The organism is Staphylococcus lugdunensis, assembly GCF_002901705.1.
GTDB classification, from domain to species: Bacteria; Bacillota; Bacilli; order Staphylococcales; family Staphylococcaceae; genus Staphylococcus; species Staphylococcus lugdunensis.
In genome coordinates, this window is the sequence record NZ_PPPV01000016.1 from 468,658 (window position 1) to 481,135 (window position 12,478).

At 32.9% G+C, this 12,478-nt stretch carries 8 protein-coding genes; 1 reads left to right on the forward strand and 7 read right to left on the reverse strand.

Going from position 1 to position 12,478, the window contains the following annotated elements; translation table 11 throughout:
- Positions 1–16: 16 nt before the first annotated feature.
- From budA to cidR, 3 genes are all read right to left on the reverse strand, one after another.
- Positions 17–721, reverse strand: a complete 705-nt coding sequence (gene budA, locus CD041_RS09100) for an acetolactate decarboxylase (RefSeq protein ID WP_002460539.1) — start codon at positions 719–721, stop codon at positions 17–19.
- A 32-nt stretch (positions 722–753) separates the two neighbouring features.
- The gene (gene alsS / locus CD041_RS09105) at positions 754–2,418 is read right to left on the reverse strand and encodes an acetolactate synthase AlsS (RefSeq protein WP_002460540.1); all 1,665 of its coding nucleotides are present in this window, start codon (positions 2,416–2,418) and stop codon (positions 754–756) included.
- A 451-nt stretch (positions 2,419–2,869) separates the two neighbouring features.
- Positions 2,870–3,751, reverse strand: a complete 882-nt coding sequence (gene cidR / locus CD041_RS09110) for a cidABC operon transcriptional activator CidR (RefSeq protein ID WP_002460541.1) — start codon at positions 3,749–3,751, stop codon at positions 2,870–2,872.
- A 411-nt stretch (positions 3,752–4,162) separates the two neighbouring features.
- Between cidR and CD041_RS09115 the strand changes: the two genes are divergently transcribed.
- Positions 4,163–5,617: an APC family permease gene (locus tag CD041_RS09115; RefSeq protein ID WP_002478565.1), complete on the forward strand. Its 1,455-nt coding sequence runs from the start codon at positions 4,163–4,165 to the stop codon at positions 5,615–5,617.
- A gap of 338 nt (positions 5,618–5,955) precedes the next feature.
- Here the strand turns inward: CD041_RS09115 and CD041_RS09120 are convergent, their stop codons facing one another.
- The 4 genes from CD041_RS09120 to CD041_RS09135 all read right to left on the reverse strand — a co-directional run bounded on the left by CD041_RS09120 (position 5,956) and on the right by CD041_RS09135 (position 12,330).
- Positions 5,956–7,797: a DUF6270 domain-containing protein gene (locus tag CD041_RS09120; protein ID WP_070648351.1), complete on the reverse strand. Its 1,842-nt coding sequence runs from the start codon at positions 7,795–7,797 to the stop codon at positions 5,956–5,958.
- Positions 7,798–7,807: 10 nt separating this feature from the next.
- On the reverse strand, positions 7,808–9,706 hold the full coding sequence (locus CD041_RS12395; RefSeq protein ID WP_308446735.1) for a CDP-glycerol glycerophosphotransferase family protein: 1,899 nt from the start codon (positions 9,704–9,706) through the stop codon (positions 7,808–7,810).
- Positions 9,707–9,844: 138 nt separating this feature from the next.
- Entirely contained in the window at positions 9,845–10,969 is a 1,125-nt protein-coding gene (locus CD041_RS09130) for a glycosyltransferase family 2 protein (RefSeq protein ID WP_070648355.1), read from the reverse strand.
- Positions 10,969–12,330, reverse strand: coding sequence for a glycosyltransferase family 2 protein (locus CD041_RS09135; protein ID WP_080606495.1), 1,362 nt, complete (start codon positions 12,328–12,330; stop codon positions 10,969–10,971). Before CD041_RS09135 ends, CD041_RS09130 begins: the two co-directional genes overlap by 1 nt.
- Positions 12,331–12,478 lie beyond the last annotated feature (148 nt).

Here is a 12,478-nt window from a genome sequence, read left to right on the forward strand (position 1 = left end):
TTAAATCGCGACTCCTTTATTCTGCTTCTCTAATTTCGTCGGCGACATCACCATAGTCTATTTCTGTTTCAGTGAACGTCTTGTTGTTAATTGGAAAGTGTTGTTCAAACGTTTCAAAGTTTTGAATTTCTACAGTAACATCATCCACGATAAAGTCTAATACATGTCCACCCAAATTGCGGTCATCATTTGCAAAATGGATATGGAAACCTGCAGAACCAATACCATGGAATAATTCTGGCGTATAGAATCCAATTATTGTACCTTTAATATTTTCTGCTGTTTCTTCTGGTTGTCTACGTGCAGAATCAATTAACCGTGTATAAGGTGGTTCCTGTTTAGGCATCATTCGAACATGCATTTTTTTAAATGTACCACTAATTTTCACTGCTGAAAACATGTTTTTACTTAACATATGTGATTCAACTTCATTTAATACTTCTTCAGAAGATTTATCGCTTGTTTGATATGTTTCATCCGCTTCAAAATGTGTAATCGTTGCGTAAGGTGTTTTTTCATCACCTTTAAGTTTGGTAAATTCTTTGTATTCATTGGCATGGAAAGCCTCTCCATTTAAGAAGATAACTTCTCCATTTGAACCAGTTAAAGTGGCTAGTCCTGAATCTCCGTGTTTTAATAGTTCATCAATTGTTGCAGTTCCTTCTAATAAACCTGCCATTAATGTGCCTAATGTGCCGTGCTGATATAATACATGACTCATTACTGTATTCACTCCTATTTATATGTTTAAATTTAGTTTAATGAATCTGGTAATACATTTGTTGAAAGTTTAATATTATCTTGATAGTTTACAGGAATATCAATTAATACAGGTCCTTCAGTTTCATAACCTTCTTTAATTGCTGCTTCTAATTCTTCTTGAGTTGTAACGCGCAAACCTTTTGCTCCCATTGATTCTGCATATTTAACATAATCAACAGGTCCAAATTCTACACCTGCAGAGCGTTTATATTTCATTTCTTCTTGGAATTCTACCATGTTATATTTACCATCATTCCAAATTAGTTGGATAATGTTTAATTTTTTACGTACAGCTGTTTCAAGATCTTGTCCTGAGAATAAGAAACCACCATCGCCAGCAACTGAAACTACTTGCGTATTAGGTCGTACTAATGCAGCAGCAATTGCCCATGGTAAGGCAACACCAAGTGTTTGCATACCATTACTAAACAACAAATGTCTTGGGTTATAGCTTCTAAATTTACGTGCCATCCAAATATAGTGACTACCTACGTCTACAGTAACTGTAGTATCATCTGAAAGTGATTTTTGCATCGTTTCGATAATTTCTAATGGATGTAACACTCCATCAACATGTGTACATTTAATACCTGATGTTTCAATAACTTCTGCTCTTAATTTTTCCAAGTCATTTAAATGTTTGTCATCAATAATTGGTGCATCAATATTTTCAGATATAAGCTCAATTGTACCTGCAATATTACCTATTAATTCTTTTTCAGGACGTAAATGGTTCGTTATTTCAGCAGCAACTTCATCAATATTGATAATTTCAGTATCTAATTCGTGATTCCAGTTACTCGCTTCATATTCAATTGGATCATAACCAATAGTGACAACTAAGTCTGCTTTTTTCAATAATTGGTCACCAACTTGGTTGCGGAACAATCCTACTCTACCGAAGAAGTGATTTTCTAAATCTCTACTAATGACTCCGGCACCTTGGAATGTTTCAACGACTGGAAGATTGGATTTTTCTACTAAGTGACGGATTGCTTCTGTTTCTGCTTCACTTGAACTTCTCATACCAGCTAGTAACACTGGAAACTTAGCATTGCTGATTTTAGTGATAACATCTTTAATATCTTGAAGACTTGGAACACCTAGAGTTGGTTTTTGGCATAATGCTATCGCTTTATTATTAACTGGTGATTGAATGACATCTTGAGGAATACTAATAAAAGTCGCGCCATTTTTACCTGAAGTTGCTGTTCGGATTGCATTTGTCATAACTTCAGATAATGACTCAGGATCTTGAACCTCAGCGCTATATTTTGTAGATGATTTTAAAAGATCTACATTATCTACTGCTTGATGAGTGAGACGTAATAAATCATTACGTTTAACTTGACCGCCAATAGCTAAGACAGGATCACCTTCAGATGTTGCTGTTAAAAGTCCTGTTGTTAAGTTACTTACCCCTGGTCCACTTGTTACAAGAGCGACACCAGGTTTTCCTGTAATACGTCCAATACCTTGCGCCATCATAGCTGCATTTTGTTCGTGTCTTGTAACAATTAATTCTGGTCCATCATCTTCTAATGCATTAAATAAGTAGTCAATTTTAGCACCTGGAATACCAAACACATAATCTACATTATTATTTTTCAACGTATCAATAACCATATCTGCTGCTGAGTAATTTTTTTTAGTCATTTTATATCCATATCCTTTCGATAATTAACAAATTTTCACACTGCTGCACACTTAGATAAAAAGAAGTCAATTGCATGTTCAATTTTTTTAGGAAAAGAGGGAAAGACAGTGAACAGTGCATGACTTCTTTAATATCAAAATGCCTTGTCATTCATTGTTGTGTGAAATCCGCTCAAGCGTTCAAAATTGGACTATTTGGGATAATACTCCGAGTTGGGCTAGAACTCTTTCATATAATCAGTACACTTAAAGCATAACTGCCTTAAATAACTTACTACTAGACAATCATTTCTTTACTATATGAAAAATATTTTGAATCACTTGCAACTTCATTACGTTATTCATTATATTACGGTTGAACGTATTAATAAAATACATATTTTCGATTGCAAGTATTCCAAAAAGGAATACATCTATAAAACATCGTATTCCAAGTTATCTCTAAAATTTATTACTTTGGACTTAAATGGCCTATGGTTTGAATCCATTCTCGAGTGACATGCGATAAGTAAGTATCTTTGCGCCAAATAACACCTAAGTGCCAAGATAATCGTGCGTTTTCTAATTTTAAAGCTGTAACCTCATCTCCCATCATATTGTATAAACTTTGAGGAACAACACTGATGCCTAATCCCTGACTAATCATATTTTCAATAAAGTTAATCTGTGAAATATTAGCAACTGTTTTAGGATAAAAGCCAATGCGTTTGCAATTTTCAATAATTTGATCTTTCAAATAGAAATCATCATGAAAAAGTATAAATTCTTCATCTTCCAACTCGGCAAAATCTACTTTCGTGCGCTGCGACAAGGGGTGCGCTTTACTGACGACTAGCAATAATTCTTCATCATAAAGCGAATATGAATGATAAACACTTGAATCTACAGGTAGTGTGGTAATACCGATGTCAATTTCATCGTTGTCAATATTATGTTCTACCACTTTACCACCTCCTTCAATCACTTCGTATGTTACTTTAGGATATTGTTGATGAAATTGGTTAAGACTATCGGTGAACATTTGAACATTCATCATCGGTGATAGGCCAATACGAATATGACCTTTCTGTAGATTGACAACGTCATTCATTTCTAATGATAACTTTTCAAAAAGTGCTAAAAACTCTAAACTATTATCATAAAATGTTTGACCAATATCTGTTAGCTTAATTTGCTTTTGTGAGCGATCAAACAAAGTGATATTATATTCATTTTCAATACTTTTAATTGCCTTGCTTATCGTTGATTGTGCAATATAAAGGTGTTCAGAAGCTTGCGTCATTCCGCCTTGTCGAACCACCTCGACAAAATACTTTATCTGTTTAATTTCCATATTCTTCCACGACCTATATTAGTTTATTTGCTTTTATTGTAGAAATTAGATTTAGGAATATCAATCCTAACTAGGCTTTTCAATAATATTGTAACAATTAATGTTGTTATAATCCTAAATCTTTCATCTTCCATTCCTATGCAATTCTTATTATTATTTTTTAAAAAATTTATAATAATGGCAATTTTTCTCTTAAAAGATAGATGTACCAAAATAGCCACTTACATTATGCTTTAAGTCTGCTATAATCTATTTTATCGTATAAATTTATCGTATATCTGCTTTAAAAAGTAAGAAAAATGAAATTTTTCAGAATTTTTAGACTATGGTCGGTGATTTTATGATATGATGTTAATTATTAAAATATCACATTTAAATATAGATTATTATTAACTGTGGAGGTTAATTGCTATGTCAAGTTTTTTCAAAACTATTACTCGTAAAGAGAATCCTACGATTTATCAAAATAAAGATGGTCATTTAAAACGTACCTTACGTGTTAGAGATTTCCTAGCGCTTGGTGTAGGTACTATTGTTTCGACTTCTATCTTTACATTACCGGGAATTGTTGCGGCCGAACATGCTGGTCCTGCTGTTGCCTTATCATTTTTAATCGCTGCAATAGTAGCTGGACTTGTCGCATTTACATATGCCGAAATGTCTTCTGCCATGCCATTTGCTGGCTCAGCTTATTCATGGGTTAATGTATTATTTGGTGAGTTCTTTGGTTGGGTTGCAGGTTGGGCACTATTAGCAGAATACTTTATCGCTGTTGCCTTTGTGGCTTCTGGTTTCTCTGCTAACTTACGTGGACTGATTTCACCATTAGGTATTAAATTACCTACATCATTATCAGCTCCATTTGGTGCAAATGGTGGTATTATTGATATCATCGCTGCGGTCGTTATTATTTTAACAGCATTGCTCTTATCAAGAGGTATGACAGAAGCAGCACGCATTGAAAACATTCTAGTAGTTCTTAAAATTTTTGCAATATTGTTATTTGTTGTTGTAGGCTTAACAGCATTACATGTACAGAACTACATTCCATTTATTCCAGAACATAAAGTAACAGATACAGGTGACTTTGGAGGTTGGCAAGGTGTTTATGCTGGTGTATCTATGATTTTCTTAGCTTATATTGGCTTTGACTCAATCGCAGCGAACTCAGCAGAAGCAATTAACCCATCAAAAACAATGCCAAGAGGTATTTTAGGTTCATTAGTAGTCGCTATTATTCTTTTCGTTGCTGTAGCACTTGTGCTCGTAGGTATGTTCCATTATTCACAATATGCTAATAATGCTGAACCTGTTGGCTGGGCATTACGTCAAAGTGGTCATGGCGTTGTTGCAGCAATTGTACAAGGTATTTCTGTTATCGGTATGTTTACTGCATTGATTGGTATGATGTTGGCTGGATCACGTTTACTATACTCATTTGGACGCGATGGTTTATTGCCATCTTGGTTAGCGAAATTAAATCATAAACATTTGCCTAATCGTTCTTTAATTATCTTGACTATCATTGTAGTCATTATCGGTTCAATGTTCCCATTCGCATTCTTGGCACAATTGATTTCAGCTGGATCACTTGTTGCATTTATGTTTGTATCTATCGCAATGTATCGTTTACGTAAACGCGAAGGTAATGACTTACCCGTACCAGGTTTTAAAGTACCTTTATATCCTGTTTTACCGGCAATTACTTTTGTTTTAGTATTTTTAGTATTTTGGGGATTAAGCTATGAAGCTAAACTATATACATTAATTTGGTTTGTAGTCGGTATTGTTATTTATCTTTTCTATGGCGTGCGTCATTCTAAGAAAAATGAAGAACCAGAATATATCGTGCCAAAGCAAAAATAACATAACCATTATAAAAAAGCTGGATATAAATTCTAAAATAATAGGGAGCGGAACAGAATTCATTATGAATTCGTAGTCCCGCCCCGGCAAGATTGACTAGGATTGAAAAAGCTTGATATAAGCGTATTTTCAATCCAGTCAACTACTGCCAATATTTCGTTCATAGCCTAAAACATAATGATGTTCTAGGCTCTTATTTTATATTCAATACTCTGAAATGTATGACTTTGCGTTCCTAGGGTGCTATCTCAGTCACCCCTAACTTGCGTTGCTAGTTGAACTGCGCTTCGCATTCCTTTCTGTTGAGGCCCCGCCTTTTGCGCTTATAATCTACATTATTACAACGCTTTAATTAACAATACTTGTTTAACAAGTTCACTAAAATAGTCTTTGTAATATTGTGATTCGTAATGTGAATAGGAGAAACCAAAAGGATGATTTTTATCTGCATGATACTGCTTTCCTGTTAAATCAATTACTTTGACTTGTGGATAATGTTGAAGCAATAAATTGTCTAAATTCTCCCATATTTCATTCGCTTTTTTAATTTGTTGTATCGTAGAAAATGTTTTGAGCTGTCCTTCTTCACTATACTTTTCCGCTAATCGACCTCTATTTAAAATAATATGACTTTCAGGAATGATGTTAGTTATATGATGCATAAATTTATGTAACTCAGCTAACCACTCATTATAATAGTCTGTATCATTGTCAAATTCATGCGCATTCCATTCACTGACATAGTCCCCTAAATTGGGATTATCTTTAATCAAATAATTATAAGTAATCTTGCTACCATTGTTTAACTTTAATGATGTTAATAAAGCATCAGCATATAAATCAATAACGAGTATTTCAGCACCTGATTGGCGTAGCTCATCATAAAAGGTTTTAGCCATATCACGTGCAATATGCTCAAATTCATGATGTTGCTTATATTGCTGCATTAATGATGCTGGTGCTGGCACTGCATTTAAAGCATCCAAACGACTATGGAATTGAGTGAATACACAGTTCATATATTTTTTATAATCTGGATTAAAATAAGGTGATGTATTTAAACCATTGCGCGAAAAACAAGTTCCTAAAACAGCAATTTTCGGCACTTCATAGGCTTGTGATTGTGTCTTTTCTAAGACATAAAGACTTAAACCTCCTCGCCCATTAATGTAAAACTTAGCATTCATCGTGTTACTCAGTGTTACATAGCGCGTATCTATCTGTTTATGATTTGTAGGAATAACGAATCGTGCTGTCTCAAAATTTTTACCAATGAGCACATCAAAGTTATCACCGTCTTTAGTATAAATTTTGTGCAATTGACCTAGATCAATGATGGCACTCTGCTTAATTGTAGGAAATTCAACATACTCGCGATAATGAAATGGATTGCCTTGTCGCGAACGTAAAGCTAGATAAATATTGTCATGAGCCAATTCCCTATCACAAGTCAGACTATATAATCGTTGGTTGACTGCTTGTATGGATATAGGTAATGATGTCACTTGTTGCTGCACATTTCCATATAATAAAAAGTTATCTTTTTGATGATAATCAACAGAATATTGTGCTAACAACGCCTTATTTTGATGAATCCAATCCGTTAATTGCACTTTCTCTACATACTGATTTCCACAATCATCTTTTAGTTGTACATAAACACTCCAGCGTTGTTGTCTAATAGCTAGATGTTGCATCATTGTTAGCATATCTTCCATGATTATGTGCTTATCTTTAGTTACAAAGTATTTAGCAGTTGGCAACATCGTTCCAGCGACTAATTGCCCTAAATATGTCGTACATTTGTAATCACTGATTAATTGAAGTTGATTGCCTTGACAGTGAATTGTTACGAGAGTGTCTTTAGCCGTTAAAGTAATATACAACGCTTCTTTATCAACGTGTATAGTTACAATATAAAGTGGATTAATATCGTCCAAAATAATAGGTTCTCTGGCCTCTACATCAAGTGCCATTTTAATTTTCAAACCACTGATGATACCCGAACTAAAATGATGCTTCAAATCTAAAGTCACCATGTGATTATTTATTTCAAATGTTAATGGAAATTTTTGTAAAAAAATACCAATGCGATCTTCAAATTGATACATAATATCGGTTGGTTGTTGTATGTGATGAAAACAGAGCTTTCCCTGTTGTACTGATATAGTCGTCTTCATTGCTTTTTCCTCACTTCAACTGCTTAATAGTGTCAACTAATGTTTGATTAATATGGTGCTTGACTTCAAACAATTTATCGTAAGCTATTTGATATTGTGGTAATAGTTTAAAGTCATTGGCAGCCAATTTCTGAAGTGCTTCTGTAACTTGTTCAATTGTAGTCACAACTTGACCGATATCTCGATATTGAATCTGTTTAGACGGCACATGATGTGACAGATATTTATTATATTGATAAAATATGACATTTTTTTGCTGGAATAAAAAGTCCACCGCTACCGATGAAAAATCAGTAATTAAAAATTTTGATTGTGCGATAGCCGTTGGAATTTCGACATCACTCATTGAACAAAATTCAATTTCAGCATGTTCACTCATTAAGTACTTACTATATTTATCAAATTGTGGATGTAATAATACCCTTAGCGTTAAGTTATAGCGTTGCAAAAAATCTAATACCGTAGAGTTATTTAGCAATTCTACCATTTTATGATAGTACTCACTGCTTAAAAATTGTGTCGTTGTCAAATATTGTAATCCACGTTGCCATGTTGGCATAAATAATACTTTTTGACTTTCACTAATTTCCACAGATGTTTCCAATAAATTATCATGTCTTGCCATACCTGTAATCAATACTTCATGTTCATCGTAACCTAATGTTTCAGTAATAATTTGTTTTTCAAATTGATTATTTGCTGTTATATAGTTCACTAAATAATTATTCTTACTTAAATATGGCGATATATTGTGAATAATCATTCCATGCTGAATAGAGATAATTTTCTTTTGTGCAAGTTCTTGTTGATAAATATGTTTATACAACTGATTATTGTATGGTAACAGCGTTTCTTCGGCTGTAAATGACGTAATATAATTATCCGCAGCAAGCATTAATAACTTATGTTTAATCGAACCAAAGTTGATTACTTTTCCTAGGTTTTTCACTTTTGCACGTGCATGCTTAGCATGTTTGTCCAAAATATAATATGCTTTAATTTCACTACATTGTTGCGTTAAATATTTAAACAAGAAATAAGAATTATCTGATGCGCTGTCTTTACGTTCTGAAATCAGCCATATTGGCTTGTGTATGATCATTTTAAATAAATGTGCAAAGCATTTTAAACTATATTTTTCTAGATATTTTAGTATTAGCTGTAATTTTATACGTGCATCGCGATATTTTTGTGTCTTTATCCAAGCATCTGAAGTTCTGAGTTGTTCAAATTCATTATCCCTATTCTGTTCCAAATTTTGATTAACTTGGTACCAATAACGACGACTGCGATATAATGTCAATGCACTCAATGCTTCATCAAAGTATCGTTTAAATACTAAACCATAAAATAAATACAACCTTGTTTGTTTACGTTCCCTCAGTTCTTTCAAACCACTAAATTTTTGTGCAATTATCTTCATTAATTTAAGTTGCTTTTCTTTATCCACGTCTCTTTCAAATACTTGATTATCAATAACAAAGTCTAAAAAGTGAATTAAATCTTTTTTTGAAGCGAAACCACCTATGATTTGAGCGGTTGATAAAGATTCCAATAAGTCAATCGTTAAATCGATAATATCATGCTTATATACCTTGTTTTGCGTATTTCTTCCAATATAATTTGCCGAAATATACGCTTTTGATGTTATCGTAGCCGTAGCTTGAAAATAGGTCATTAAATCACAATGCTCTTGTGTTTCATCTCTCCGTATTAAAATAGTAGCAAACCATTCTCTATAATTGTTATATGTATAAGGCATTTGTTTGAGATATTTTACATCTCTAAGTGTCCACTGTACTGCAGTAGCATCAGATGATTGTAATGTTTGAATTGCTTGTTCAAGCTCTACATGATTAAAAGTAAAGTTAGGGTTGGCAAACAAGATATAGTCATAACCTATAGTCATAACCTTTAATATCTATATTGATACTTTTTTCATCTGCTATATAAATCGTTTCAACATGTTTAAAAGCCTCACAATGCTTAAGTGCTTTATATTGTTGGACATTCATGTTCCTTGTTTTAAAGAGTACTAATAATATGTTCATCGTTGTTTCAATCCTATAGTTCGTTTTATTGTTGTCACTAAACGATGTAATTTGTAACTTTTACTGCTCTTAAAGCGTTTAATTTCTGCAGCTTTCGCTTCTAATGCGGTTGCACTATAAAAATATCTTCGTCGCGCTTCCAATAATGCTGCATAAGAAATTGCAAGTTCATATTCGCGCTGTTGTATCAAATGAATAATAGGTAATTCATGACGTAAATATAAATTAAAAATACGTGGTTCATAATGATTTACAATGTCAAAAAGCTCAGTAAATATTTTTAACTTTTGACTATTATCAATAAGATAAAATTCTTGATCTAAGACTTTCCAAAAGATTGAACGTAGCGCATTAATTTTAAAAAATTGTAATTGTTCTTTATTATAAAAAGGTTTACAAATATGATATGCGGCAATATCGTTTTCAATGGAGCGCATCACATCTTGATGTGTGATTGATTTATTATCACCTGTATCACGATTACGATAGTAATAAATAATTTGTGGCGTGTATGAAAATGATTGTGCCTGGGTATACAGCAATGTATCCACCAATTTATCTTCTCCATTACGAAGCCCCTCTACAAACGAAATATGATGTGCATCATAAAATGATTTTCGAATTAATTTCAGTACAACGCCAACTTTCACTTGCGAGAAAAATGGAACATCGTCGAGCTTTACATGCTCATACGTCTTATTTAATTTATATTCTTTAAATGTCACATGCTGGAATGTCGATCCATCTTCATTAAAAGACACCATTTTTCCCATAGCAAAATCATCTTGATCTCCCATTGATGCCAACAATTGTTCATACGCATCCGATGCTAAAATATCATCCGGATCCATAAAGTGAAGAAAATCGCCAGTTGCTTGAGCCACACCAATATTACGTGGTTTTCCTGGTGCACCATAATTAACAGGACATTGATATAATTTAAAATGGCTAAATTGTTGTTCATAGTTACGCATTTTAGCAACACTATCATCAGTGGAACAATCATCTATAAGAATGACTTCTATCTTTTCTTGCCCAATACTTTGATGAAGCAACGAGTCTAAACATGCTTCAATGTAATCCGACACATTGTATACAGGCAAAATGACTGAAATTAACATTAAGATACCTCCTTATTTCTACGACTTGAAACGCTATAATATTTGATTGAATACATTAACTTTTTTAACATGCGCATCCCTAAAGATGGATTATAAATATTCATTTTGACACCACGCTCATTATCAATAATTCTGAAGTAACCACCTATTAGCAAACGATAGCGTGGCAGTCGAATTTGAAAAGTTTTACGACTAAAATTTTTCACCTTAACACCTAAAATGATTAATGGCTTATCGTGTATTAACATTGCTCGAGCTTTTAACTTGCCATGTGAATCAATATAAATTTGCGTACTATCACTCATATCAAACGCCTCTTGAGACAATGAAAAGTGTAATTCACGACTGCCCCAATGATAATGATGCACAATGATATTTATTTTTTTATAATCCTTTTCAGCTGGAAATACCATCCCTTTATGCTGATAAAGGATGTGTTTATAGCAATTATCAATTGGTAATGCATCTATCATCTCTATGCTTATGTATTGTAGTAATACTTTTGTTTCTATGTTAAAACGAGTATTGTCTTGAATGTATTTTAAATTTAAATAACCCTGGTTATGTTCTAAGATATAGTTCAAATAATGTAACACGACCAAATATTGAATATAAGGTAAAACCCTGCCGTATAAATCGGTAGAGCGTTGAATTAATTCAAGATAATTTTTAACGATATGAGGCGCATACCTATTTTGATCCTTCCATGAGTTAATACTTAATGACCGGTAATCATCTCTGTTATAGAAATAATTAACATATTTAATTAAGCCATAAGACTTGACGTCTAATAGAATCGTATTAATAAACTTTGCATCTTCCCAAAAATCAATCGTCTCATCGAATGTATACTTATGATGGGTAAACAACGATTTTCGAAAGACCATTCCTCCAATATGATATTGAATATCTTGGTACTGCTGTGTAATATCTACTACATGCCTACGTTGTTGAAAACGATAATTTAAATTTTGAGCTGATAATGTATGGCCTTTACGTATTAATATAGGCGCACTTGCTAATTTTATGTACGGATATTTAAGAAAAAATCGACTGGCTTCTTTGAAAAAATTTGTGCTCACATAATCAGAGTCATCAATAAATGTCACTAATTTTGTCTCAGGACTCATAAGTGACATGCCTAAATTTCTAGCTGCACTGACACCTTTATTCGTTTGATTAATAATTTTAATCTGTGCATGATTTTGATAGCCTTTTAAAATTTGTGCCGTCGAATCAGTGCTACCATCATTGATAACAATAATTTCATCCTCTTCAAAATACAGACAGCTTAATAGCTTATCTAGTGTATGTGCAATATATTTTTCACTATTGTATGTAGGAATGATGATTGAAAACACTCGTAAGCTCCTTCCGATGCAACAAGGCTATCTATTTATTAACGCGTTTTAAACAAGCTACTAATTAACTACTGTATATTAACAAAATACATTATGATTATACACCATTTATTAACTAAAATATAACCTATATTTTTTATTTAATAAA

Excerpts from the sequence above, each read along its gene's own strand:
- budA (WP_002460539.1), bottom strand. The coding sequence starts at position 721 with ATGAGTCATGTATTATATCAGCACGGCACATTAGGCACATTAATGGCA.
- alsS (WP_002460540.1), bottom strand. The coding sequence starts at position 2,418 with ATGACTAAAAAAAATTACTCAGCAGCAGATATGGTTATTGATACGTTG.
- cidR (WP_002460541.1), bottom strand. The coding sequence starts at position 3,751 with ATGGAAATTAAACAGATAAAGTATTTTGTCGAGGTGGTTCGACAAGGC.
- CD041_RS09120 (WP_070648351.1), bottom strand. The coding sequence starts at position 7,797 with ATGAAGACGACTATATCAGTACAACAGGGAAAGCTCTGTTTTCATCAC.
- CD041_RS09115 (WP_002478565.1), top strand. The coding sequence starts at position 4,163 with ATGTCAAGTTTTTTCAAAACTATTACTCGTAAAGAGAATCCTACGATT.
- CD041_RS09130 (WP_070648355.1), bottom strand. The coding sequence starts at position 10,969 with ATGTTAATTTCAGTCATTTTGCCTGTATACAATGTGTCGGATTACATT.
- CD041_RS12395 (WP_308446735.1), bottom strand. The coding sequence starts at position 9,706 with ATGACTATAGGTTATGACTATATCTTGTTTGCCAACCCTAACTTTACT.